This is a genomic window from Microvirga aerilata, assembly GCF_016743775.1.
GTDB lineage: Bacteria > Pseudomonadota > Alphaproteobacteria > Rhizobiales > Beijerinckiaceae > Microvirga > Microvirga aerilata.
The window spans coordinates 124,113-149,204 of sequence record NZ_JAEQMY010000005.1 but is presented as its reverse complement, the minus strand read 5'-3'; the positions used below and the strand labels follow the sequence as shown (position 1 = coordinate 149,204).

At 66.6% G+C, this 25,092-nt stretch carries 22 protein-coding genes; 14 read left to right on the top strand and 8 right to left on the bottom strand.

The features are described 5' to 3' along the window. Positions 1-76: 76 nt before the first annotated feature. From JKG68_RS05435 to JKG68_RS05420, 4 genes are all read left to right on the top strand, one after another. Positions 77-1,210, top strand: a complete 1,134-nt coding sequence (locus JKG68_RS05435; RefSeq protein ID WP_202056695.1) for a saccharopine dehydrogenase family protein — start codon at positions 77-79, stop codon at positions 1,208-1,210. A gap of 442 nt (positions 1,211-1,652) precedes the next feature. Then, positions 1,653-3,203 (top strand): L-piperidine-6-carboxylate dehydrogenase, encoded by a 1,551-nt coding sequence (gene amaB / locus JKG68_RS05430; RefSeq protein WP_202056694.1) that lies wholly within the window; start codon positions 1,653-1,655, stop codon positions 3,201-3,203. A gap of 73 nt (positions 3,204-3,276) precedes the next feature. Further along, positions 3,277-4,956, top strand: coding sequence for a thiamine pyrophosphate-binding protein (locus tag JKG68_RS05425; protein ID WP_202056693.1), 1,680 nt, complete (start codon positions 3,277-3,279; stop codon positions 4,954-4,956). Positions 4,957-5,310: 354 nt separating this feature from the next. Then, entirely contained in the window at positions 5,311-5,568 is a 258-nt protein-coding gene (locus JKG68_RS05420) for a YjhX family toxin (protein ID WP_202056691.1), read from the top strand. A 33-nt stretch (positions 5,569-5,601) separates the two neighbouring features. Here JKG68_RS05420 and tal read toward each other — a convergent pair whose 3' ends face one another. Together tal and JKG68_RS05410 are read right to left on the bottom strand one after the other, a co-directional pair. After that, complete coding sequence (gene tal, locus JKG68_RS05415) at positions 5,602-6,573, bottom strand: transaldolase (RefSeq protein ID WP_202056688.1); 972 nt, start codon at positions 6,571-6,573, stop codon at positions 5,602-5,604. Between the two features lie 440 nt (positions 6,574-7,013). Beyond that, positions 7,014-7,904 carry a LysR family transcriptional regulator gene (locus tag JKG68_RS05410; RefSeq protein ID WP_202056686.1) on the bottom strand — a complete coding sequence of 297 codons (891 nt, stop codon included), beginning with the start codon at positions 7,902-7,904 and terminating at the stop codon, positions 7,014-7,016. A gap of 122 nt (positions 7,905-8,026) precedes the next feature. Between JKG68_RS05410 and JKG68_RS05405 the strand changes: the two genes are divergently transcribed. The 6 genes from JKG68_RS05405 to mmsB all read left to right on the top strand — a co-directional run bounded on the left by JKG68_RS05405 (position 8,027) and on the right by mmsB (position 13,469). Further along, positions 8,027-9,523: a CoA-acylating methylmalonate-semialdehyde dehydrogenase gene (locus JKG68_RS05405; RefSeq protein ID WP_202056684.1), complete on the top strand. Its 1,497-nt coding sequence runs from the start codon at positions 8,027-8,029 to the stop codon at positions 9,521-9,523. A 7-nt stretch (positions 9,524-9,530) separates the two neighbouring features. Then, positions 9,531-10,130, top strand: coding sequence for a hypothetical protein (locus JKG68_RS05400; protein WP_202056682.1), 600 nt, complete (start codon positions 9,531-9,533; stop codon positions 10,128-10,130). A 92-nt stretch (positions 10,131-10,222) separates the two neighbouring features. Continuing rightward, entirely contained in the window at positions 10,223-11,374 is a 1,152-nt protein-coding gene (locus JKG68_RS05395; protein WP_202056680.1) for an isobutyryl-CoA dehydrogenase, read from the top strand. Between the two features lie 405 nt (positions 11,375-11,779). Further along, entirely contained in the window at positions 11,780-12,160 is a 381-nt protein-coding gene (locus JKG68_RS05390) for a DUF5367 family protein (RefSeq protein WP_202056677.1), read from the top strand. Further along, positions 12,157-12,588 carry a DUF4267 domain-containing protein gene (locus JKG68_RS05385; protein ID WP_202056675.1) on the top strand — a complete coding sequence of 144 codons (432 nt, stop codon included), beginning with the start codon at positions 12,157-12,159 and terminating at the stop codon, positions 12,586-12,588. Before JKG68_RS05390 ends, JKG68_RS05385 begins: the two co-directional genes overlap by 4 nt. Then, positions 12,585-13,469 carry a 3-hydroxyisobutyrate dehydrogenase gene (gene mmsB / locus JKG68_RS05380; protein ID WP_202056673.1) on the top strand — a complete coding sequence of 295 codons (885 nt, stop codon included), beginning with the start codon at positions 12,585-12,587 and terminating at the stop codon, positions 13,467-13,469. Before JKG68_RS05385 ends, mmsB begins: the two co-directional genes overlap by 4 nt. Before the next feature lie 99 nt (positions 13,470-13,568). Here the strand turns inward: mmsB and JKG68_RS05375 are convergent, their stop codons facing one another. Next, positions 13,569-14,696, bottom strand: a complete 1,128-nt coding sequence (locus tag JKG68_RS05375; RefSeq protein WP_202056670.1) for a slr1591 family oxidoreductase — start codon at positions 14,694-14,696, stop codon at positions 13,569-13,571. Between the two features lie 120 nt (positions 14,697-14,816). Between JKG68_RS05375 and JKG68_RS05370 the strand changes: the two genes are divergently transcribed. Together JKG68_RS05370 and JKG68_RS05365 are read left to right on the top strand one after the other, a co-directional pair. Then, positions 14,817-16,028, top strand: coding sequence for a peptide ABC transporter permease (locus tag JKG68_RS05370; RefSeq protein ID WP_202056665.1), 1,212 nt, complete (start codon positions 14,817-14,819; stop codon positions 16,026-16,028). A gap of 98 nt (positions 16,029-16,126) precedes the next feature. Continuing rightward, positions 16,127-17,296, top strand: coding sequence for a M20 aminoacylase family protein (locus tag JKG68_RS05365; protein WP_202056663.1), 1,170 nt, complete (start codon positions 16,127-16,129; stop codon positions 17,294-17,296). 126 nt (positions 17,297-17,422) lie between these two features. On the opposite strand, the gene JKG68_RS05360 is transcribed toward JKG68_RS05365, so the two are convergent. Both JKG68_RS05360 and ribA read right to left on the bottom strand, forming a co-directional pair. Beyond that, positions 17,423-18,142, bottom strand: coding sequence for a DUF4198 domain-containing protein (locus JKG68_RS05360; RefSeq protein ID WP_202056661.1), 720 nt, complete (start codon positions 18,140-18,142; stop codon positions 17,423-17,425). A 198-nt stretch (positions 18,143-18,340) separates the two neighbouring features. Continuing rightward, positions 18,341-19,453 carry a GTP cyclohydrolase II RibA gene (gene ribA, locus JKG68_RS05355; RefSeq protein ID WP_202056778.1) on the bottom strand — a complete coding sequence of 371 codons (1,113 nt, stop codon included), beginning with the start codon at positions 19,451-19,453 and terminating at the stop codon, positions 18,341-18,343. Between the two features lie 256 nt (positions 19,454-19,709). On the opposite strand from ribA, the gene JKG68_RS05350 reads away from it, so the two are divergent. Continuing rightward, entirely contained in the window at positions 19,710-20,669 is a 960-nt protein-coding gene (locus tag JKG68_RS05350) for a hypothetical protein (RefSeq protein WP_202056659.1), read from the top strand. Here the strand turns inward: JKG68_RS05350 and JKG68_RS05345 are convergent. After that, complete coding sequence (locus tag JKG68_RS05345) at positions 20,632-21,591, bottom strand: DMT family transporter (protein WP_202056658.1); 960 nt, start codon at positions 21,589-21,591, stop codon at positions 20,632-20,634. The two genes, JKG68_RS05350 and JKG68_RS05345, sit on opposite strands and share 38 nt — an antisense overlap. Before the next feature lie 641 nt (positions 21,592-22,232). Between JKG68_RS05345 and JKG68_RS05340 the strand changes: the two genes are divergently transcribed. Next, positions 22,233-22,499, top strand: coding sequence for a hypothetical protein (locus JKG68_RS05340; RefSeq protein ID WP_202056657.1), 267 nt, complete (start codon positions 22,233-22,235; stop codon positions 22,497-22,499). 179 nt (positions 22,500-22,678) lie between these two features. Here the strand turns inward: JKG68_RS05340 and JKG68_RS05335 are convergent, their stop codons facing one another. Both JKG68_RS05335 and JKG68_RS05330 read right to left on the bottom strand, forming a co-directional pair. Further along, a complete protein-coding gene (locus JKG68_RS05335; RefSeq protein WP_202056656.1) occupies positions 22,679-24,457 on the bottom strand; it encodes an SLC13 family permease in 1,779 nt (592 codons plus the stop codon). A gap of 64 nt (positions 24,458-24,521) precedes the next feature. Continuing rightward, a complete protein-coding gene (locus JKG68_RS05330) occupies positions 24,522-24,986 on the bottom strand; it encodes a CAP domain-containing protein (RefSeq protein ID WP_202056655.1) in 465 nt (154 codons plus the stop codon). Between the last annotated feature and the right edge of the window lie 106 nt (positions 24,987-25,092).

Below are 25,092 nucleotides of genomic sequence, written 5' to 3'. Positions count from 1 at the left end.
CTCGGCTTTCCGTCAGCTTGTCTATGGCGCTTTGCCCGCCTTTGCCTTTTTCTGCTCCCTTCACAGGGAGGTTTGAATGCATTCGATTCTCGTCATCGGCGCCGGCAAGATCGGCTCCACCATTGTCGACATGCTCAATGAGACCGGCGACTACGACGTCACCGTCGCGGACAACTCCGCCGCAGCGCTGGAAGCCGTCGCCAAGGACGGGATCAAGACGATCCAGCTCGACTTCAACGACGCGGTCGCCCTGCAGAGCATCCTGAAGGGCCATTACGCGGTGCTCAGCGCAGCCCCCTATCACCTGACCGGCCACGTGGCCCAGGCCGCGCGCCTTGCCGACGTCAACTATTTCGACCTCACCGAGGACGTGGCCACCACCCGCATGGTGAAGGAACTGGCCGAGGGCGCCTCGACGGCCTTCATCCCGCAATGCGGCCTCGCCCCCGGCTTCATCTCCATCGTGGCGCACGACATCGCCAGCCGCTTCGACAAGCTCGACACGGTGCGCCTGCGCGTCGGGGCGCTTCCGCAATATCCGTCGAACGCCCTGTCCTACAACCTCACCTGGAGCACGGACGGGGTCATCAACGAGTATATCGAGCGCTGCGAGGCCGTGGTCGACGGCCGCCTGCGCGAGGTGCCGGCCATGGAGGAGCTCGAGGAGTTCTCCCTCGACGGCACCCGCTACGAGGCCTTCAACACCTCCGGGGGCCTGGGCACCCTGTGCGAGACCCTGGACGGCAAGGTGCGCAACCTGAACTACAAGACCATCCGCTATCCGGGCCACTGCGGCCTGATGCGGGTGCTCCTCAACGACCTGGGGCTGCGCAACCGCCGCGAGGTGCTCAAGGACATCCTGGAGAATGCCGTTCCGGCCACCATGCAGGATATGGTCATCGTGTTCGTCACCGTCACCGGCGAGCGCGGCGGCCGCTACGTGCAGGAAACCTATGCCCGCAGCATCTACGGCCAGACGGTGGCAGGCACCCAGCGCACCGCCATCCAGGTGACCACCGCCGCCGGCATCTGCGCCATGCTCGACCTGCTGGTCGCGGGCAAGCTGCCGAAGCAGGGCTTCGTGCGCCAGGAGGAGATCGACCTCGACACGTTCCTGGCCAACCGCTTCGGCCGCGTTTATGCGGGCGAGCGCCTGGACGAGGACCACGAGCCGGCGGTGAAGAACATCCGCCTCGACGCGGTGGCGTGAGGGGAATGTCATTCCCGGCCTGAGATGGCGCAAGCCATAGCGGGGCAGGGAATCCATAGGGCTCGACGTGTGAGTGGATCCCCTTCCCTCGCCTCCGGCTCGCCGGGGATGACAGGGGCACCACCTTCAATGTCATTCCCAGCCGGAGCGAAAGCGGAGGGGAAGGGAATCCACTCACACGCGCAACGCCATGAGTCCGCGTCCCGGCCTGCGCGCCCGTGGATGACAGCTCCCCTTCAACCTTCCCTTGTGGGGAGGGCGCCTGAGCCAAGCTTCTGGCTTCTTTACAAAAGCGCATGACCCTATTCGGGAAAAGCAGTTCCCTGCTTGTCCCGAAATGCTTTAAGACGGTGGCCTGACAGCCGCCGTCGTTTCGTTCCGACAACAATCGGCGGCCATGGGCTTCATGCCGAGCCCAAGCCCGCATCGAGGGAGATTCAAGATGTCCGCGAGCCTGAAACCCGTATCCTCCGCGCCCGCCTCCGTTGCGGACGAGGCCCGCGCCATTCTCGCGCGCCTCGGCGTGCCGGACAGCGCCTTCGCGTCCGGCGGCCGCCCGGCCCGTTCCCCGATCACCGGCGAGGTGATCGCCCATGTGCGCGAGACCACCCCGGACGAGGCCAAGGCCGCCATCGGCCGGGCCGACGCCGCCTTCAAGGCTTGGCGCAAGATCCCGGCGCCCCGGCGCGGCGAGTTCATCCGCCTCCTCGGCGAGGAGCTGCGCGCCTCAAAAGACGACCTCGGCCGCCTCGTGACCCTGGAGGCCGGCAAGATCGTCTCCGAGGGACTCGGCGAGGTGCAGGAGATGATCGACATCTGCGACTTCGCCGTCGGCCTCTCGCGCCAGCTCTACGGCCTGACCATCGCCACCGAGCGCGCCGACCACCGCATGATGGAAACCTGGCATCCGCTCGGGGTCTGCGGCGTGATCTCCGCCTTCAACTTCCCCGTGGCCGTGTGGTCGTGGAATGCGGCGCTCGCGCTCGTGTGCGGCGACAGCGTGGTGTGGAAGCCTTCCGAGAAGACCCTGCTGACCGCGCTCGCCACCCACGCCATCATGGAACGCGCCGCCAAGCGCTTCGGCGGCGTGCCGGAGGGCCTGTGCGAGGTGCTGCTCGGCGGCCGCGAGGTCGGCGAGATCCTGGTCGAGGATCACCGCGTTCCGATCCTCTCCGCCACCGGCTCCACCGCCATGGGCCGTCAGGTCGCGCCCAAGCTCGCCGAGCGCTTTGCCCGTGCGATCCTGGAGCTCGGCGGCAACAACGCAGCCATTGTCGCTCCCTCCGCCGATCTCGACCTGGCGCTCCGCGGAATCGCGTTCGCCGCCATGGGCACGGCGGGCCAGCGTTGCACCACGCTGCGCCGCCTCTTCGTGCACGAGAGCGTCTATGACAGCCTCGTGCCGCGTCTCGCGAAGGTCTATGGCAGCGTGAAGATCGGCGATCCGCGCGAGCCCGGCACGCTGGTCGGCCCGCTGATCGACCAGGCGGCCTTCGACGGCATGGAGCGCGCCCTCGACGAGGCCCGCGCGGCCGGCGGCACCGTGCATGGCGGCGGACGCTACTCGGATGTGGCGGGCGACGGCGTTTATGCCCGTCCCGCTCTCGTGGAGATGCCTGGCCAGACCGGCCCGGTGACGCGCGAGACCTTCGCGCCGATCCTCTACGTGATGCGCTATTCGGATTTCGACGAGGTGATCGCGCTCCATAATGCGGTGGGCGCCGGCCTTTCCTCCTCGATCTTCACCCTCAACATGCGCGAGGCCGAGGCCTTCATTTCGGCGACGGGCTCCGATTGCGGCATCGCCAACGTGAATATCGGCCCCTCGGGCGCCGAGATCGGCGGAGCCTTCGGGGGCGAGAAGGAAACGGGCGGCGGGCGTGAATCCGGCTCGGATTCCTGGAAGGCGTACATGCGCCGCGCCACCAATACGGTCAATTACGGCAACACGCTTCCGCTCGCCCAGGGCGTGAAGTTCGACGTGGACGCCTGATCGTCATAAGACCCAACGGTGGGCAGCGATGCCCTCCGTTTTCATATCCAGCCTCTCACATCGCGAGCCTTCCATGACAGCGCCCTCCCGCACCGGCGGCCAGATTCTTGTCGATCAGCTTCTTGTTCATGGGGTCGATCACATCTTCTGCGTTCCGGGCGAGAGCTATCTGGCGGCGCTGGATGCGCTCCATGACGCCAGCATCGCCATAACGGTCTGCCGCCAGGAAGGCGGCGCTGCCATGATGGCCGAGGCCTACGGCAAGCTCACGGGACGCCCCGGCATCTGCTTCGTCACCCGCGGCCCCGGCGCCACGAACGCCTCGCCCGGCATTCACATCGCCAAGCAGGACTCGACCCCGATGATCCTGTTCGTCGGCCAGATCGAGCGCGGCATGCGCGAGCGCGAGGCGTTCCAGGAACTCGACTACCGGGCCGCCTTCGGCCCGCTCGCCAAATGGGCGACGGAAGTGGACGACCCGGCGCGCTTTCCCGAGATCGTCTCCCGCGCCTTCCATGTGGCCACCTCGGGCCGCCCCGGCCCCGTGGTGATCGCGCTGCCTGAGGACGTTCTGACCGAGATGGCGCAGGTGGCGGACGCCCCGCCCTATCAGGTGATCGAGACCCATCCGGGCCTCACGCAGATGGCGGAGCTGCAGAAGCTGCTGCATGGCGCGAAGAACCCGGTGGCGCTGCTCGGCGGCAGCCGCTGGTCGGACGTGGCCGTGCAGCGCATCAAACGCTTTGCCGAGCGTTTCGAACTGCCGGTCGCCTGCACGTTCCGCCGCCAGATGCTGTTTCCGGCCGATCACGCGTCCTATATCGGCGATCTCGGGCTCGGCGTGAACCCGAAGCTTCTGGCCCGCATCAAGGAAGCCGACCTCATCCTCCTCGTGGGCGGGCGCCTGTCCGAGATTCCGAGCCAGGCCTACACGCTCCTCGACATTCCGGCGCCCCGGCAAAAGCTGGTGCACATCCATCCCGACTCGAACGAGCTCGGCCGGGTCTATTTCCCGCATCTGGCCATCAACGCCTCGCCGGTGGCCTTTACGGCGGCGCTGGAGGCGGTGCATCCGCCCGCCTCGCTCCCCTGGAGCGAGGGCACCAGGGCGGCCCATGAGAGCTATCTGGCCTGGAGCAATCCGGGCGAGATCCATCATCCCGGTGCCCTGCAGATAGGCCAGGTGATGCGGCATCTGCGCGAGGTGATGCCCGCCGACACGATCTTCTGCAACGGCGCCGGCAACTTCGCCACCTGGGTCCACCGCTTCTGGCCCTTCAGGCAATACGGCACGCAGCTCGCGCCCACCTCCGGCTCCATGGGCTACGGGGTGCCGGCGGCGGTGGGCGCCAAGCGCATGCAGCCCGACAGCCCCGTGGTGGTGTTTGCCGGCGACGGGGACTTCCTCATGAACGGGCAGGAATTCGCCACCGCCGTGCAGTACGACCTGCCCATCCTGGTGATCCTGCTCGACAACGGCATGTATGGCACGATCCGCATGCACCAGGAGCGCGAATATCCCGGCCGCGTCTCGGCCACCATGCTGCAGAACCCGGACTTCGCAGCCTATGCCCGCGCCTTCGGCGGCTATGGCGAGCGCGTGGAGATGACGGACGATTTCGCCCCCGCTCTCCAGAGGGCGCTCACCTCCGGCAAGCCTGCGATCCTGCATTGCATGATCGACCCGGAGGCGATCACGCCTTCCATGTCGCTCTCGGCGATCCGCGAGAAGGCTCTGGCGGAGAAGAAGTAACCCTCCACCGTCATTCGGGGGCGGCCACAGGCCGAGCCCGGAATCCATAACCGCTGACATTGCAAGACAGCGCGCAGCGGCTCTCGAAGCGCCTCACTGAAACACTGCCATGTTAATGGATTCCGGGCTCCGCTGCGCGGCCCCGGAATGACAGTGGTGGCAATTCGCTCAAACTTGACGGCCCGACACGGCGGCGCTTATAACGCCGCCGTTTCCTTTTGGAGCTTTGATGCGCGGAGAGACCGAGACCCGGTAAGGCCCGCTGGCAGTACAGCGGGCAGCGGCTGATCGAGATCAGCCGAACGCGCACGTGCGCGCACTCTCCGACACCACTCAAAGCTTCAGGTTTTCCCCGTGAACGTTTCACGCAATGGGCAGCGCGTGCTCCACGTGCTCGCACAGGGCGGCGTCATTCGTCATTACAAGGACGAGGGCGGCCGCACCTCCGACATCGAATGCCTCACCCGCGAGGGATGGCTGCTCACCCTCTGCACGCTCGACCTGTTCAAGGCCCTGCGCCAGAAAGGGCTGATCGCATCCACGAACGGCGGCCCTTACCGCATCACCCGGCAGGGCTTGCAGGCGGTGAGAGGCCGGCCCGACAACCGTTAGGCCGGCTCCGATAATCAAGGCAAGGAGGCGGTTTCAAGCCGCCTCCTTCTCCTCCAGACGCTGCGCCACGAGGCTGCGCAGCGAACGCAGGTCCTTCACGAAGGAGCGGATGCCCTCGGACAGCTTCTCGGACGCCATGGCGTCCTCGTTCATGGCAAAGCGGAAGCTCTTCTCGTCCATGGGCGGCAAGGGTGCGATCGCCTCGACATTGTCCGACGACAGCTTGCGCGGCAGCTCGCCTTGCGAAGCAGCCAGCTCGTCGAGGAGCGCGGGCGAGATGGTCAGCTGGTCGCAGCCTGCGAGCGCCTCGATCTCCCCGATATTGCGGAAGGAGGCGCCCATCACCACGGTCTTGATGCCTTGCGCCTTGTAGGACGCATAGATCTTGCGCACCGAGATCACGCCCGGATCGGTCTCGCCCGTATAGGGCCCGCCGCCCGCCTTCACATGCCAGTCGAGGATGCGCCCGACGAAGGGCGAGATCAGGAACACGCCGGCCTCGGCGCAGGCCTGGGCCTGGGCTTGGGAGAACAGCAGCGTGAGATTGCAGTCGACGCCCTCGTTCTGGAGCACCTCCGCCGCGCGGATGCCCTCCCAGGTGGAGGCGATCTTGATCAGGATCTTCTCGCGCCCGATGCCGCGCTCCTCGTAAGCCTTGACGATGGCCCGCGCCTTCGCGACCGTCGCGTCCGTGTCGAAGGACAGATCCGCGTCCACCTCCGTGGAGACGCGGCCGGGCACGATGCCGGCAAGCTCGGCGCCGAAGGCCACGGCGAGCCGGTCGCAGATCGCCGCGATCGCGCCCTCGCGGGAGCCGCCTTGGGCGCGGCCCCAGGCCAGGGCCTCGTCCATGATGTGCCCATAGGCCGGGGTCTCGGCCGCCTTCAGGAGCAGGGTCGGGTTGGTGGTGCAATCCTGGGGCTTCAGGCGGCGCACCGCCTCGAGGTCGCCGGTATCGGCGACCACCACCGTCATGGCGCGCAATTGGTCGAGCTTGGAGGGCATGCGGATCTCCGTGGGTTTCGCTTTAGCCTGACTTAGTGGGTTGAGGTGCCCGCGTGAAGGGGAAAGGATCAAATGCATCTCTGTTGTCAGCCCCGGAGGGACGCGCGGCGGAGAGGAGGGATCCATATGCTGAGCCTAAGCGTGGATCCCCTTCCCTCGCTGACGCTCGCCGGGGATGACAGGGTGGCGCTTACCTGACCTCTGTGTCATTCCCGGCCGGAAGCGGCAGAGCCGCTGGAGGGGAAGGGAATCCACGCTTAGGCTCAGCATTGTGGATCCCCTTCCCGGTCCTGCGGACCGCCGGGGATAACAGCGGAGCGCTAACCTCAATGTCATTCCCGGCCGAAGCGTCAGCGGAGGGGAAGGGAATCCACCCACACGCGCAATGCCATGGATCCCCGTCCCGCACTTCGTGCGCCGGGGATGACACGGGAGCGATTCTACACAAACAGCCCCCGGTTCGCCCGCACCCGGCTTAAGATAAACGAATACACCTCCTCCACCCGGCGCAAGGTTCGCGCATCCGCATGGGTCACGAGCCAGTAGGTGCGCAAGTATGAGACCTCTGGCAGCACCACCTGAAGCTCCGGAAACTGCCGCACCGCGTAATCGTGCAGGATGCCAATGCCCACGCCCGCCCGCACGGCTTCTGCCTGCGCCACCACGCTGGCGCATTCGAACCGGCGGGCGGTGTGTTTCTCGAGCGCGGAAAAGTAGTCGAGCACCGGGCTGTAGAGCAGGTCCGCCACATAAGTGACGAGGGTCTTGCCGGAGAGATCCGGCAGTTCCCGAATCGGCCCGTGGCGGGCGAGATACTCCTTCGAGGCGTAGAGCCTGAGGCGGTAGTCGGTGAGCTTGCGCGACACGAGACGCCCCTCCGTCGGCTGCTCCAGGGTCACCGCAATGTCCGCCTCGCGCTTGGAGAGCGAGAAGGTGCGCGGCAGCGCCACGAGCTGGAGGGTCAGCCCCGGATGCCGCTCGGCCAAAGCCCCAAGCTCGGGGGCCAGGAAATAGGTGCCGATCCCGTCCGGCGCGCCGATGCGCACGGTGCCCGTGAGCGCCAAGTCCGCGCCGCCGAGCTCGCTTGCCACCGCCAGCGCCTGGGTTTCCATGGTCTCCGCATGTTTCAGCAGCCGCTCGCCCGGCTCGGTGAGGGTATAGCCCTGAGGGCTGCGCTCGAACAGCTTGGCCTTGAGGGCCGCTTCCAGGGCCGAGATGCGGCGGGAGACGGTGGTGTGGTCGGCCTCCAGCTGGCGGGCAGCCGCCGTGAGGCGGCCCGCCCGGGCGACGGCGAGAAAGAAGCGGAGATCGTCCCAATCGAAAGCGCTCATGCCCGCTCGTCAGCCATATGGGTGTTTTCGCACAACGGTGCTTTAGTTTCACCCATAGTCGTGCGATTTCGACAATGATAGAAGAGATGCACGAAAAACACCCTTTGAGGAGGAGAGACGCCATGCGTGAGGTCGGACATTTCATCGGCGGCAAGCACGTCCAGGGCCAGTCGGGCCGGACAACGGAATTCTTCCAGCCCATGACCGGCGAGGTCATCGGCAGGGTCGCGCTGGCCTCCCGCGACGAGCTGCGCCAGGCGGTCGAGAACGCCAAGGCCGCCCAGCCGGCCTGGGCCGCCACCAACCCGCAGCGCCGCGCCCGCGTGATGATGAAGTTCCTGGAGCTCATCGCCAAGGAAAACGACACGCTTGCCGAGCTGCTGGCGCGCGAGCACGGCAAGACGGTCGTGGACGCCAAGGGCGACATTCAGCGCGGCGTCGAGGTGGCGGAGTTCTGCACCGGCATCCCGCACCTGCTCAAGGGCGAGTTCACGGAAGGCGCCGGCCCCGGCATCGACATGTATTCGATTCGCCAGCCGCTGGGCGTGGTCGCCGGCATCACGCCGTTCAACTTCCCGGCCATGATCCCGCTCTGGAAGCTCTCGCCGGCCATTGCCTGCGGCAACGCCTTCATCCTGAAGCCCTCCGAGCGCGCCCCCGGCGTGCCCCTGCGCCTGGCCGAGCTGATGATGGAAGCGGGCCTGCCCGCCGGCATCCTCAACGTGGTCAACGGCGACAAGGAAGCGGTCGACGGCATCCTGGACGATCCGGACATCAAGGCCGTGGGCTTCGTGGGCTCCTCGCCCATCGCGCAGTACGTCTATTCCCGCGCCACCGCCAACGGCAAGCGCGCCCAGTGCTTCGGCGGCGCCAAGAACCACATGATCATCATGCCTGACGCCGATCTCGATCAGGCGGCGGACGCGCTCATCGGCGCCGGCTACGGCTCGGCGGGCGAGCGCTGCATGGCGATCTCGGTGGCGGTCCCGGTGGGCAAGGCCACGGCGGACGCGCTGCTCGACAAGCTGATTCCCCGCGTCGAGAGCCTGAAGGTCGGCCCCTCCACCGACCCGTCGGCCGATTTCGGCCCCATGGTCACGAAGGCGCACATGGAGAAGGTGCGCTCCTACGTGGATATCGGCGTGCAGGAAGGCGCCAAGCTCGTGGTCGACGGCCGCGACTTCAAGATGCAGGGCTACGAGAACGGCTTCTACATGGGCGGCTGCCTCTTCGACGAGGTGCGGACCGACATGCGCATCTACAAGGAGGAGATCTTCGGGCCCGTGCTCTCCGTGGTGCGCGCCAAGGATTACGAGGATGCGCTGCGCCTGCCGTCCGACCACGAATACGGCAACGGCGTCGCGATCTACACCCGCGACGGCGACGCTGCCCGCGACTTCGCCTCCCGGGTGAATGTGGGCATGGTGGGCATCAACGTGCCGATCCCGGTGCCGCTCGCCTACTACACCTTCGGCGGCTGGAAGGCCTCGGGCTTCGGCGACCTCAACCAGCACGGCCCGGACGCGGTGCGCTTCTACACCAAGACCAAGACAGTCACCTCCCGCTGGCCTTCCGGCATCAAGGAAGGCGCGGAATTCTCCATTCCGACGATGAAGTGAGAACGGCTTGAAGGCCGCTTCGCGAAAATCTCTTGCCGCCGCTCTCACCCTGGGAGCGGCGGTTTTCGCATGGCCGGCTCAGGCGCTTCAGTGCGCTCACCCCCAATTCTGGCGCTTTAAAATGCCCGTGAATGAGATGGTCGAGGGCATGGCACAGTTCGCTGCCAAGAAAGTCGCAGAGGCACCATCCATCTTCAAAGGCCATGCAATCAATGTCCAATTTATAGGTCCTGACGAAGAGTACCCGGTCTTCATTCTGACCTTCAAAGTCACTGAATGGATAAAGGGTGACAGGAAGCCGTATGCGAGGATTATCTATAAAGGCTGGTGCGATGGCGGATGCTCTAATATCCAAGAAGAGGAGAATGATATCCTGTCTGGCCATGGGGAGAAAATCTATATTGCTGATGGCTTCGACGGGTTATCCAACCAGAATAACCCTCTTTTTAAAGATATAGATGGCGGTTTTGGCCTCTGTAAGCGTTTGGGGCGAGAGATCGAACTCACTGTAGAAACACAACCCCCTTCTCGCTCCCCAGATAGGTGGTTTCTTCTTGATCGTGCCATGAGGAATGAAGTCGAGAAGCTTACAGCAAGGGATCGCTAGGGTCCCTAAGCACGCGAGCTTGGTGTGTTTCACCTCCGCCCTAGATCGAAAGTCACGGTTGCCCAAACCCCTCCGGTATGACGATTGAGGCCATGACCCAGTTTTCCCTCACAGACGATCAAATCGCCGTTCGCGACATGGCGCTGGCCTTCGCGGCGGACAACCTTGCGCCCCATGCCCTCGAATGGGACGAGAAGAAGCATTTTCCCGTGGACGTGATGCGCGAGGCGGCAGCCTTGGGCATGGCGGCGATCTACACCCGCGACGATGTGGGCGGATCGGGCATGACGCGGCTTGATGCTGCGCTGATCTTCGAAGCGCTCGCCACCGGCTGCCCGGCCGTCTCGGCCTATCTGTCGATCCACAACATGGCCGCTTGGATGATCGACCGCTACGGCTCGCAGGAGCAGCGCGAGCGCTACATCCCGCGCCTCGCCACCATGGAGCTGATCGCGAGCTACTGCCTCACCGAGCCGGGCTCCGGCTCGGACGCGGCGGCGCTCAAGACCAGGGCGGTGCGCGACGGCGATCACTACGTGGTCAACGGCGTCAAGCAGTTCATCTCGGGCGCCGGCACCTCGGACATCTATGTCACCATGGTGCGCACCGGCGAGGAAGGGGCCTCCGGCATCTCGACCCTGGTGATCGAGAAGGATATGCCCGGCGTGTCCTTCGGCGCGCAGGAAAAGAAGATGGGCTGGAACGCGCAGCCCACCGCCGCGGTGATTTTCGAGGACGTGCGCGTGCCGGTCGCGAACCGCCTGGCGGACGAGGGCATGGGCTTCAAGATCGCCATGTCGGGCCTCGACGGCGGACGCATCAACATCGGCGCCTGCTCGCTCGGCGGCGCGCAGGCGGCGCTGGACAAGGCCCTCGCCTATACGGGCGACAGAAAAGCCTTCGGCAAGCGCATCGCGGATTTCCAGGCGCTGCAGTTCAAGCTTGCCGACATGGCGACCGAGCTCGAAGCGGCGCGCACCTTCCTGTGGCGCGCGGCCTCCGCGCTCGACGCCAAGGCGCTCGATGCCACCAAGCTCTGCGCCATGGCCAAGCGCATGGCCACCGATGTGGGCTTCCAGGTGGCGAACGATGCGCTCCAGCTCCACGGCGGCTACGGCTATCTGGCCGATTACGGCGTGGAGAAGATCGTGCGGGATCTTCGCGTGCACCAGATCCTGGAGGGCACCAACGAGATCATGCGCCTGATCGTGGCCCGCGACCTGGTGGGGCGCGGCAATCGATGATCGTGGGTGCCGGGCCCTTTCCAACCGCGCGTGTTTTCCTCCCCCTTGTGGGGAGGGGCAGTAGCGCAGCGGCCGGGTGGAGGTCGGAAAGTCAGAGCGCTGTGCTTCGTTCAAAGATCACAAGAGACTCTACAGCTCCCCTCTCCCGGGTGGGAGAGGGGCAGGGGTGAGGGCGTGCGGCTTCAGCAGCAAAGCGCCGTCATCTCAGCTGCAACACAGGTCCCGCAGCGTCTCTTCCAGCACCGGCCTTCCCTCACCCCAGCCCTCTCCCACCCGGGAGAGGGAGACGTGTTGGCTGGTTCCAGGTCTCACCCGGTCGCACCACCCCCACTCCTTCCCCGCAAGGGGGAGGGGAAAGCCAGCGAATAACCTTCATGAGCCGGACTTTCAGGACGAGGTGAGAGCATGATGGCCATAGCGTTCAAATCGCTCCTCCTCGGCTTCGGCATCGCCGCTGCGATCTTCGCGCTGTTTCATTTCGCAGGCTCATGGTTCTTCCTCGACGGACGCAGGCCGTTCCAGCTCAACTTCACGGCAGGAGCGGCTCTCGGACTGGCGCTGGGCCTGCTGGTCCACCGGATCCTGGGCGCGCCGCGAAAAGCCGCAACGGACGCCATAGCGCTCGCGGCCGTTCCGGGCATGCTGATCATGGCGGCGGTCGGCTCCCATTTCGCGGTGTTCTTCCCGCGCCTCGATCCGGCCCTCGACAAGGTCTTCGGATCGCTGATGCTGTGGTTCTACGGCTTCGCGCTTGCGGGAGCCCTGTGGGTGGCCCGGCGCGCATGACCGACCGAGGCGGGCCATCGGGACTGTCATGGAGCGAGCCCCGCGCCTGGCTCGTTCTCGCCCTCTCGGGCGTCTTCATCGCCCTCGGGCTGGTGTTCGTCTTCGCGCCGCGTGCGGGAGCGGCCCTGTTCGGCATCGCGGCTCCGGAAGGCCCTGGCTTGTCCTATGTGTCTGCCATCGGCCTGCGCGACCTGGCCTTCGGGTCCTATCTCGCGGCCTTGTCGCGTCTGTCGACGCGGCGCACCCTCGGCGTGGTGCTGGGGCTTACGGTTCTCATTCCCGCAGGCGACGTCGTCCTCGTCTTCCTGGAACGGGGTGTCGAGAGCCCGAAACATCTTCTGCTGCATGCAGTCAGCGGCCTCGTCATGGCATTAGGCTCGATGTGGCTGCTACAACCGTCACACGACAACAAGGGAGGACCATCATGACCAACATCGCCTTCATCGGCCTCGGCAACATGGGCGGACCCATGGCCGCAAACCTCGTCAAGGCCGGGCACTCCGTCACCGGCTTCGACCTTTCCCCCGCCTCCTGCGATCAGGCGCGGGGCGACGGGGTGGGCATCGCCGCCTCGACCGTCGAGGCGGTGCGCGATGCAGAGATCGTCGTCACCATGCTGCCGGCGGGCCGGCACGTGCTCTCGGTCTGGACCGACATTATTCCCTCGGTGAAGGAGGGCGCGCTCCTCATCGACTGCTCCACCGTCGATGTGGAGAGCGCCCGCAAGGCCCATGGGCTGGCGGGCGAGCGCGGCCTGCAATCCCTCGACGCGCCGGTTTCCGGCGGCGTGGCCGGCGCCAAGGGCGCGACGCTCACCTTCATGGCGGGCGGCGCGAAAGCGGCTTTCGACAGGGCCGAGCCGATCCTGTCCAAAATGGGCAGACGAGTGGTTCATTGCGGCGAGGCGGGCGCGGGCCAGGCGGCCAAGATCTGCAACAACATGATCCTCGGCATCTCGATGATCGGCGTGGCGGAGGCTTTCGTGCTCGGCGAAAAGCTCGGGCTGTCCCATCAGGCCCTGTTCGACGTGGCCTCCACGTCGTCCGGCCAGTGCTGGGCCCTGATGAACCATTGCCCCGTGCCCGAGCTGGTTCCAACGTCTGCGGCCAACAACGGCTATAAGCCGGGATTCGCGGCGGCGCTGATGCTCAAGGACCTGAAGCTCGCCCAGCAGGCGGCCCTGGCGTCGGGCGCGTCGACCCCCCTGGGAGCGGAAGCCGCGCAGCTCTTCGGCCTCTTTGCCGGATCGGGCCATGAGGGCGACGATTACAGCGGCATCATCAACTTCATTCGCGGACGGACGGAGTGACGCCGCGCATCTTGGAAGAACGCACTGGTCTCCCTCTCCCACTCGGGAGAGGGGATGCGGTAGCGGCCTTCATGCCCGGATGGGGCCTGGGCTATTCCCTCACGCGAACCGGCGCATGAAGCGCCGGTCGAGCCAGTCCTTCAGCCGCCAGGCAAGACGGCCCTCGAACGCGATGAAGCGCCCGCGACCGCCGATGGCGCGGCCGTCTCCCGTTGCGATCAGCATCAGGTGATCGCGCTGCGGAACATACGCCTCGAGCGCCTCGCCCCTGAGCGCGCGTCTCAGGTTTCGCGCGAGCACCGGCCCCTGCCGCACGGCGAAGACGCCGGCCTTCGGGCGCGGATGCGCCACCATGGCGGCGCAGTCTCCGGCCGCGAAAACGGCCTCGTCGTCCAGCGACTGCAGGGTCGGGCCGACGGCCAGGAAGCCGTCCCGGTCCTTGGCCAGTGCCGCATCGCGGATCGAAGGCGGCGGCCCGGCGCGGGTTGCGACGAGCACCGCGTCGGCCGGAACATGGCCGCCGCTCGCCAGCCTCACGCCCCCGGGATCGACGGCCACGGCCGGGTCGCCCTCGTGAACCCCGATCCCCAGGCGCGTCAGCGCTTTGGCGATGCGCCGGCGCATCCCGGCGTTGATCTCAGGCGAAGCGGACGCACCCACCAGAGCAACCTGCACCGGCTCAGCAGTCCTCGCCCTGAGAAAGGCCGATACCGCGAAGGCAAGGCAGATCCCCGCCACGCCGCCGCCGACCACCGCGAAGCGGCGCGGCCCGCCCGCCCCTGCCCGGTCGGCGACGAGCCGGTCCCACCCCTCCAGCAGATCGCCGATGGGCTTGACCGCAAGGGCATGCTCGGCCGCTCCCGCGATCTCGGACAGGTCCGGGGTGATGCCGATATCGATGGACAGAACATCGTAGGGCAGCGCCCTGCCGCTTCTGAGGCAAACCCGCCTGGCGCGGGTGTCGAAACGGACGGCTTCGTCCCGAATCAGCCGCGCGCCGCTCCTCCTCGCGAGCCGCTCCAGGTCGATATGGATCTCCTCCCGCCGGTAGGCTCCGGCCAGATGCCCCGGCAGCATGCCCGAATAGGGCGTCAGCCCGGCTTTGGTCACGAGGGTGATCTCCAGGTCCGGCTCCGGCTTACGGGCAAAGGCATCCAGCACGAGCACATGGGCGTGCCCGCCCCCGACCAGGAGGAGATGCTTCTGAGGCGGGCCGGCGCCGGGCACCTTGCTCTCCCTGAACGGCGTGAAAGGAATGAGATGTGTTGCAAGACACCTACAGCTTTTCAGCTGTTCGTCCATTAGTCTCCCGGCTTCCGAACGCTCAACTGTCGATTGCCCGCCCGCATGGCCCGTCCCACGATTCAAACGGCCAACCCTTCAGCCGATGCCGCCGCCGTGCTGCGGCGCCTCGGCTTCGCGCTGCTTTTCTTTGCCGTTCCCCTGGCGTCCCTGTTCAGCCGTCGCGCGCTCGTGGTGATGGCGCCTCTCGCGGTTGTTCTCCTCGTTCTCGCCGCGGCCCTCGACGGCAGCGCGAAGCACCCCCGGGAGAAGCTGATGGCGCTCGCGATCTCCCCCGGTGGGATGGCCGGGCTGGTCCTGCTGCTGTGGGCCGGCCTGTCCCTGCTCTGGACGCCCTTTCTGCCGCAGGCCTCCGAGCGCCTTCTCAACCTCACCGGCATGGCCCTGATGGCTCTGGCCGGCTATCTGGCGGTGCCGGAGCGCATGCGTTCGGCCAATCTCTACATTCTTCCCATAGGCGTCGGCCTTGCCGCCCTGATCGGGATTCCGCTGGCGATCCGGGGCAGCAGCCGGTTCGATCCGGAGGGCCTGAGCCTGGAGCGGGGCATGATCACCCTCGTGCTGCTGCTCTGGCCGGCGCTCGCGTGGCTCCACTCCCGCGGGAGGAACCTGGAGGCCATCGGCCTTGCGCTTGCGGTTGCCGTGGGGGCGCTGCTCACCCGGGACGGCCTGCCCTTCTATGGGCTGGCCGCAGGCGCCCTGGTCTTCGTCGTCACCGCATCGATGCCCGTCATCGGGTCCCGGCTGACCGGCTTGGCCATGGCGGGGCTTCTCCTGTTTGCGCCGCTCCTGCCCTTCCTGCTCAAGCCCCTGGCGGACGGCATTCTGGGGCCGAAATCCCCGGTGGCGGCAAGCCTCGGCGTCTGGCGCCGGATCATCCTCGACGAGCCGCTCCGGCTCCTGACGGGGCACGGGCTGGAGACCGCCATGCGCGGCCGGCTCTTCGGCCTGCTGCCCTGGTCCTCCCCGTCCACCCTGCTGTTCGAGCTCTGGTACGAGCTCGGCCTCGTGGGGGCCGCAGCCGGCAGCATCCTGCTTTACCAGGCGGTCGTCCGGGCCCGCGGGCACCGGGCCACCGTGGGTCCCGCCATCATGGCGGCCTTTGCCTGCGCCTATGCCCTGGGCTGCCTCGGCATCGGCACCACGCAGGTGTGGTGGTTCACGGCCCTCGTCGTCCTGGTGCTGATTTTCGTCGCCATCGAACGCGGGCAATTCCGCACCACCCGGCCCAAGGCCGTTCTGAGCCGGAAGGCGTGATCTTTCGTTTCGGCAGATGGTGAACCCTATAACGGTTGACGGAAGGGTCCTGCCTCTGCTTGGCTGACGTCTTCGAACCTATTGCTCGAGGATTGCTCATGCCGATCATCAACCGCGTCGCCGACATTGCCGATGAAGTCACCGCCTGGCGCCGCGACTTTCACGAGAACCCGGAGCTCCTGTTCGACGTGCACCGCACCGCCGGAATCGTGGCGGAGAAGCTCAAGAGCTTCGGCTGCGACGAGGTGGTCACCGGTCTCGGGCGCACCGGCGTCGTGGGCGTGATCAAGGGGCGCACCAACACTTCAGGCAAGGTGATCGGCCTGCGCGCCGACATGGATGCCCTTCCCATCGAGGAAGCGACCGACGTTCCGCACAAGTCCAAGGTGCCCGGCAAGATGCATGCCTGCGGCCATGACGGCCACACCGCCATGCTGCTGGGCGCCGCGAAGTACCTGGCCGAGACGCGCAACTTCGACGGCACGGCGGTGGTGATCTTCCAGCCCGCCGAGGAGGGCGGCGGCGGCGGCAACGAGATGCTCAAGGACGGCCTCATGGAGCGCTTCGGCGTGCAGGAGGTCTACGGCATGCACAACATGCCGGGCATTCCCGTGGGCCAGTTCGCCATCCGGCCGGGCCCGATGATGGCCTCCGCGGATCGCTTCACGATCAACATCGAGGGCAAGGGCGGCCACGCCGCCATGCCGCACAACTGCATCGATCCCGTCGTGGTCGCGGCCCATGTGATCACGGCCCTCCAGACGATCACCTCGCGCAACGCCGATCCGCTCGATTCGGCGGTGGTCTCGGTGTGCACCGTCAGGGCGGGCGATGCGTTCAACGTGATTCCGCAGACGGCCATGCTGCTCGGCACCGTGCGCACCCTGTCGCCGGAGGTGCGCGATCTGGTCGAGACCCGCATGCGCGCCATCGTCGAGAACATCTGCGCCGCCTTCGGGGCGAAGGCGGAGGTCGAGTACGACCGCGGCTACCCGGTCACCATGAACGATCCCGACAAGACCGAGTTCATGGCGGCCGTCGCCCGCGCGGTGGGCGGCGAGAACGCGGTCGACACCACGGTGCCGCCGCTCATGGGAGCCGAGGACTTCTCCTACATGCTGGAGCAGCGCCCGGGCGCCTACATCTTCATCGGCAACGGCGACACGGCGGGCGTCCATCACCCGGCCTACGACTTCAACGACGAGGCGAGCCCCTATGGCGTCTCGCTCTGGGCGAAGATCGTCGAGAACGGCATGCCGGCGCGCTAGATCACTCGACCCAAAAGTGGACTTGCACTTTTGGGATCCTATCCGATGCGCCAACCAGAAAGGCTGGCCCCGTTCGCGGGGTCAGCCTTTATCCTTTTGCGGAAAGGCCGGTCTTGCCGGGCTCTTTCAATCGTCCGCGTGCGGCAGGGCGAAGGAGAGCGTCGCGAAATAGCCGACCTGATCGATCTCGGCATTGTCGGGCGTCTTCTTCGCGTGCGAGACGCCGATCACGTTCAAGCCGTCGTTGCGCACGAAGAGCACCACCTTCCCGTCCTGATCCGTCTTGCCGCTCTGGGCATGGCCGTCGTTCACGTAATCGGGATAGAGAGGGACGCCTGGGAGCGGCTTGCCGTCCGCAAAAACCTGGACCGGGAGGTCGTCGCCCATCTTCAGGCCCATGGGATCGACCAGCGGCACGATCTCGAGGCCTTGGCCCGTCGGCTTGAGGGCGGCGCCCTCCTTGAGAACGGTCGTGTTGATCTTCACCGAATGGCTTGCCGATTGCGCCCCGTTCACCTCGCGCTTCGGCCTGTTCACCGACGTCCCGTCGGCACCCTTGGTCCAGACCCCGTTGTCGAACACGACGGTCAGCGCCACCGCGCCCGGAGCGGGCTCCACGAGGGCATTCTTCGCCTGGGGCAGAACCTTGCTGTCCCGGGTTTCGCCGGACGGCAGGTGCGAGATGGCCTTCCTGACCTTCTCCGGCCCGTAGGCTTCGTCCCCGGCGCCATGGCCGTAGACGACGGCCAAGTCTCCATGGCGCTGGGCCGTCCAGACCCCATGCCCATAGGCGCCGGTCGTCAGAGCCCCCACAACCGCAACAGCAAGCGAAATCCCACGCAGCATTCCGTCATCTCCTCGTATCGAGCTACGTATAGTATACTATACATCGACTTGGCAGACGGCAAGGCCGCTTGATGCGCGATTAAAATAGCGAATGATATCAATGGCTTGAAGGGACATAATTCCGCGAGCTGCGGGAGACCGCCGGGATTCTCAAGGCCCCATGGGCCTCCAAGACCGGAAGCCCCGCGAGCGCCGGGCTCAGTCCTTGTTCGAGCAGGCGAGCAGGCCCTCGACGTCGATGTAATGCCCGGCCCGGTCGCGCTTGGCGGCGAGATAGCTCACATTCTCCGCCGTCGGACGGCCCAGCACCCGGTGGTCGGACACGACGCTCAAGCCGGCCTTTTCGAGGGCTGCGATCTTCTCGGGATTGTTGGTCATGAGCCGCACGGCGCCGACGCCGAGCTGTTTCAGCATCACGGCCGCGAAATCGAAGCGGCGCTGATCAGCCTCGAAGCCCAGCACCTCGTCGGCGTCGTAGGTGTCGTAGCCTTGCGACTGGAGCTTGTAGGCGCGGATCTTGTTGGCAATGCCGTTTCCGCGCCCCTCCTGGTCGAGATAGAGCAGGATGCCGCCGTCGTTCTGCGCCATGAACCGCACGGTCTCGCGCAGCTGGTCGCCGCAATCGCATTTCAGGGAGCCGAAGAGATCGCCCGTGAGGCAGGCCGAATGCAGCCGCACGGTCACGGGCTTCGACAGGTCGGGCTTGCCCACGACGATCGCCACCTGGTCGCGCAGGCCCTCGCCGCCGCGAAACACCACGAACTCGCTGGTGGGCGCACCCTCCAGAGGCACCGGCGCACGGCTGACGATGGCAAGATCGAGCGCCTTGGCCCGCCGGTAGTCCCGGATCGCCGGGCCCGAGACGCGCACGAGGGACGGATCGATCTCGATGCCCGATGCCAGCGGCACCACGACCACGGCGGGGAGCACCAGCGACAGGCGGGCGAGCTCAAGCGCCTCCTCGTCGGGGGCTCCGGCGGGACGGACCGGCGCATCGATGCGGCCGTCGGCTTTCAACGCCAAGGCTTCCACCCTGGCCCGGTCGACCATCGGCAGGGCCACGCGGCCCGGGGCCTCCCGCTCGAGGCCGAGGCGGCGCAGCCGTGCCGCCGGCAGCACCAGATGGGCATGGCCGCCGGCAATCGCCTCGATCTCGGCGCCCATGGCCTCGTCCAGGTTCTCGACCCCGAGCACGAGCGCGCTGCCCTCTGGGCCGTCGATCACCACCGGGCGGGCGCTGCGGAACTCCATGATCGCCCGTTCCACGGACGTGGTGGCGGGATTGTCGGAGAGGCTCAAGGTCAGGCGCATCATCGATAAACTCGGGCAAAGGCCTCAAAACTGGCAGGCGAATGGGCTTTTTGGGGGCAAACCGCCCATGAAGCCAAGCTTCAGGATCGTCTGCACCCTATCACAGGCGCGATGTGAACCCTAATGGCACATATGCGATGGCTGCCATGCCGGATCAACAAGCCCGCCTGCAAAGACCTCTTGGCTCGACGGCATAGAGGGAGCGCGCTATCTCTGCCGGTCGACAGCCCCGCTTTTCATGAAGAACCCTTAAACGATGCACACCCTCCTCCCCCGGCTCATCGCCCTTGGACTTCTCGGCCTCGCCTCGGCGGCGCAGGCTGCCAGCCTCGACGGGCTGGCCGTCGACGTGACGAACACCAGCGAGCCCGTGCTCTGCGCCGAAAAGGACAACGTGGCCATCAACTTCGCATCGGCGGAGGTGCGCCACTTCCAGATCGAGGCCGTGCATCCGGCCTATATGGGCTCGCTGCGCCAGGACCGCTGGGAGCCGGACTGGACGGCCTGCGAGGACATCTCCGAGGAAACCTCCGCCAAGCCGCACCCGACCATGAGCACGCTTTACGAGGACGGCAACGTGCGGATCATGGGCCTGTCCTTCACCGAGTTCTGGCGCCCGAGCGACGTGACGGTGACCATCGGCGGCACGGTGACGCCCAGGATCCACCTGCTCCAGCTCCTGAAGAAGCGGGGCGACAAGGCCATCGAGGTGCTGGTGATCTATCCGGGCGACGGGTACTGGCGCATCAAGCCGCTTCCGCCCGAGCACCTGGACTGGACCTCCTACGGCTCGTCCTTCCTGGTCGGACCGGTGGAGTTCGACCAGCGCCCCGTGGTGAACCTGAAGGACGTGGCCTTCGATCCGGCCACCATGACCTTCACGCTCACCCTCGCCAAGGGCGGCAAGGCGAGCGTCGCGGTCAAGGCCCTCAACGAGGAGCGGCAGACGCTCGACGTCGCCTTCGACCAGCCCATCTCGGGCATGCCGTTCGCGGGCCTGCGCTCCATGTACGTGACCGAGTTCAACGCGGACGTGGCGCGCATGGCCGTGCGCGAGGCGGGTGCCCGCTCCTGGCGCGAGGAGCCGATCATGAACTTCCCCGGCGCCAAGGCGACGGATGCCTGGATGGGCCGCCTCGTGCCGTCGCGCCACAACACCAGCGCGCCCGACATGATGTTCAACCGTTTCCGCGCGTCGCCGGCTCCTTCGCGCTGAGAAACCCCTTCAGGCGCGACACCAGCCGACCGTCGATCAGGACGAGGCCCGCCGCGATCAGCGCCATGCCGGCGACGTGCCGGGGGGCCAGCGTCTCGCCCAGGACGAGCACACCGAGCAGAATCGCGCTCACGGGAATGAGGAAGGTCACGAGGCCCACATTCGTGGCGCCCGCCCGCGCCAGCAGGCGGAAGAAGATCAGGTAGGCAAACGCCGTCGAAACGAGCCCGAGAGCCGCCATGGACAACAGGGCGCCGGTGCTCGGCACGCCCAGGGTCCAGGGTCGGTCGACGATCAGCGCCACGGGCAGCAGGAGGGCGCTGGAGACGGTGACCTGCCCGGCGGCGGTCGCGAGCGGCGGAATGCCCATGGTCTTGAACCGTCGCCCGAACACGCCCGAAAAGCCGTAGGACAGGGCCGCGCCCAGCACGGCGAGCTGCGCCAGGATGCCGGCGTCCCAGGCGGCCATGGCGGCCGCGCCGATCATCACGGCGACGCCGGCAAAGCCCACGATCACGCCGGAGAATTTCTGGGCCGTCAGATGCTCGTCGTCCGTGAGGTAATGGGCCACGATCACGGTGAAGAGCGGCGTGGTGGCGTTGAGGATGGAGGCAAGCCCGCTGGCGATGTGGCTCTGCCCCCAGACGATCAGGGTGAACGGGATGACGTTGTTGAGGATCGACATGCCCAGGAAGGCGCCCCAGGCCTGCCGGGTGCGCGGGAGCTGAAGGCTCATGACATAAAGCACGGCCAGCAGGGCCAGGGCTCCCATGACGACGCGAGACGCCACGATGGTCAGCGGCGGCAGCTCCTTGACGGCAACCCCCACGAAGAGAAACGAACCGCCCCAGACCACGGACAGGGCGATCAGAAGCGCCCAGTCGGATGCCGTCATGGTTTTGTGAACCGGTGCTTGCGTCATGCGGGCGCCCCTTTCGTTAGCCGACGGATGACACAGGTTCAGCCCTCGGGCGACCCGTTTCCTGTGGCGGCGGTAACCGCGCTCGTGGTTTCCTGTTGCCCCGGCGGTCCGTAGGACCGGGAAGGGGATCCATGGTGGTGAGCCACTGAGTGGATTTCCTTCCCCTCCGCTGCGCGTCCTTCCGGGAATGACACCCAGGTTAGCGCTCCGCTGTCATCCCCGGCGGTCCGTAGGACCGGGAAGGGGATCCACTCCATGCAGCGCATGGATTCCCTTCCCCTGCGATGGCTTGCGCCATCTCCGGCCGGGAATGACATCGAAGGTGGTGCCCCTGTCATCCTAAGGCCAAGCGGAGCGAGGGAAGGGGATCCATTCAGCCCTCAGCGCCTTGGCCCCCTTCGCTGCGCTACGGCCGGGAATGCTACCCAGGCCGCCGCTCAAGACGTGGAGCGCGATTCGCTCGTGGCACGCGGCAGCGCAAGCGCCTCCTCGGACCGCACGGCTGGACTTGTCCACCGGTAAGATGGGCCCACCATAAAGGTTTGGTTTACGACGCCGGCAACCGGGGCTGCATCTTTACCCCGCGTTCATGGCTTCCGGGCGAGCGTCTGGTCACGATCTCTTCTTGTGTTGCGTCAGCGATGAACCCGCAGATCTCCCACGACCCCTCCTACGATGCCGGCACGCACCGGCAGCCGATGCGCATGGTGAGGTCGAGCTTTTGCGTCATGCCGCATGCGCCGAGACCGGCCCGGACGGCGAGCTTCATCTTCGGCCGCTCGGATGCGCGCTACCGTCCCCTGCTCAACCAGGAGGAGCGGGACCGGCTGCATCTCTGGGCCATGATCGTGACCCTGTCCTCCTCGGCGGCAGGCACCACCCTTCTCCTCGCGGCCTTCCTGCACTGAGAGCCTGTCTCTTGAAGGGGGACTGAGAGCCTGTCTCTTGAAGGGAGGAGGCTGAGGGTTAGGAAAGCCGGATTACGGGCTTTCATCGGAAGAGCGCGAGGCCGCCATGGCCTCCCCTCTCCCACTCGGGAGAGGGAGAAGCGGCATGCTGGTTTCAGGTTTCACCCTGCCGAACCGCCCTACCGCAGGGGCCAGAACAGCATGATCAGCGGCACGCCCACCACCACCACGATGATCGAGAGCGGCAGGCCGAGGCGCCAGTAATCGCCGAAGCGGTAGCCGCCCGGGCCCATCACCAGGGTGTTGCACTGGTGGCCGATGGGGGTGAGGAAGTCGCAGGCCGCCCCGATCGCCACCGCCATCAGGAAGGCGTCGGGCCTGAAGCCCAGCTGGGTGGCGAAGCTTGCCGCAATCGGCGCCATCACCAGCACGGTGGCGGCATTGTTGAGGAAGGGCGTCACCGCCATGGCGGCCACCATGATCAGCACGAGGGCCCCGGTGGGCGGCAGCATGTTGGCGATGGACGAGAGCCAGGCGGCGATGAGGTCCGTGCCGCCGGTGGTTCGGATCGATTCGCTGACCGGGATCAGCGCGCCGAGCATCACCAGGATGGGCCACTCGATGGTCTCGTAGGCTTCCCTCAAGGTGAGCGAGCCGAACAGCACCAGCAGGACGCCCGCGCCGAAGAACGCGATGGCCACCGGCAGGATGTTGAAGGCCACCAGCACCATGGTGCCCACGAGGATCAGCGCCGGAACGAGGCTCCTGCGGGCGCTGCCGAGGCGGATCTCGCGCTCGGCGAGGGGCAGGCAGCCGAGATCGCGCAAGGTGTCGGGCAGCTTCTTCAGGTTGCCCTGGAGCACGATCACGTCGCCGGAGCGGAGCGTGATGGTGCGCAGGCGCTCCTTGAAGCGCTCGCCGCTGCGGCTCACCGCGATGAGGTTGACCCCGAAGCGCTCGTAGAGGCCGATGCGCTCCGCAGAGACCCCGGTCAGAACCGAGCTCGGCCCGACGATGGCCTCAATCACGCCGATCTCGTCGGTGGCCTCCTCGGTCTCCGGCTGGTGGTGCTCGCGGCTGAGCTTCAGTCCGGCCCGCACCACGGCGCTCTCGAGGGCGTCCGACTCGCCCTCGAGCATGAGCACGTCGTTCTCGCGGATCTTGGCATCGGGCAGCGGGCTCGAGCTGCGGTTCTCGTTGCGGATGATGGCCGCGATCTTCACCTCGCCGTTGGCGAGCTTGTGCAGGTCCGCCACCGTCTGGCCGACCACATCGGATTCCGGCGTCACCCGGGCTTCCGTGACGTAGTCCTTGATGTTCAGCGCCTCGTCCAGGGAGGCCGCCCCTTTGCGCCCCTGGGGCAGCAGGCGGTAGCCGAAGGCCAGGAAGACCACGCCCGCGAGCGCGATGCCCAGGCCCACGGGGGTGAAGTCGAACATGCCGAAAGGCTCGCCCAGGAGCTCCTGCCGGACCCGGGACACGATGATGTTGGGCGAGGTGCCCACGAGCGTCACGATGCCGCCGAGCAGCGACCCGAACGCCATGGGCATGAGAAAGCTCGACGGCGGCGTGTTGGTGCGCCGGGCGATCTGGAACGCCACCGGGATCATCATGGCGAGCGCGCCGATGTTCTTCACGAAGGCGGACAGCACCGTCACCACGCCGACGAGCACCACCACCTGGATCTGCGTGGTGCGAAGATACGGCCCCACATGGTTGAGCCCGACCTCGAGGATGCCCGACTTCGCCACAGCGGCGCTGACCAGCAGCGCGCTTGCCACGATGATGACGATGTCGTCGCTGAAGCCCGTGAAGGCCTTGTCGGCCGGCACGATGCCCACGAGCACGGCGGCCAGGAGGGACAGCACCGCCACGAGATCGTAGCGGAGGCGTCCCCAGACGAAGAGCCCCATCATCCCGGCGACGATGGCGAAGGAAAGAATTTGTGGCTGGGTCATGAAATCTGCAAGCGAGAGGAATCAGCTTCCTAACGCGCCATGACCTTGTTTGTGCCTTGAGGCCTTATTGTCCGAGCACCAGCGCCCAGTAGCGGCCGTAGCGGTTGTTGGCATCCGCTCGCGCGAGCCCGATCCTGCGGGCCTGGGGCATCAGGAGGTTGCTGTTGTGGCCGGGCGAGGCCTTCCAGCGGCTGATGGCCCCGTCCACGGAGGACGAGCCCGCCGACAGGTTCTCGGCCGAGTAGCCGTTGATCCCGTATTGATCCATGCGGCTCACGAAGCTGCCGTGGCTGAGCCGGCCCGCCGCCGCCACCACCCGCGCCTGGTGCTCCGCCGCCCTGTTCAGGCGGGAATCCACCGTCACCGGGCTCAGGCCCTTCGACACCCGATAGGCCGAGATGAGGGCTGCGGCCTGGGCGGCATCGTTCGTGGAGCTCGCCAGGACCGCATCCTGGGGCGTCAGCACCGAGTCGCCCGCGCAGCCGGCCAGCCCCAGCGCGATCAGAGCCGAGAGGACAAGAGCACGCATCGCATTCCCCTTCGGGCGGCGTTCAGCGCCGCTCCTCTTGAAAAAAACACCTGTGGCGTTCATGTGCATCAAGCCATGAACCCGATGGCGCTGCATGCCATGTTGC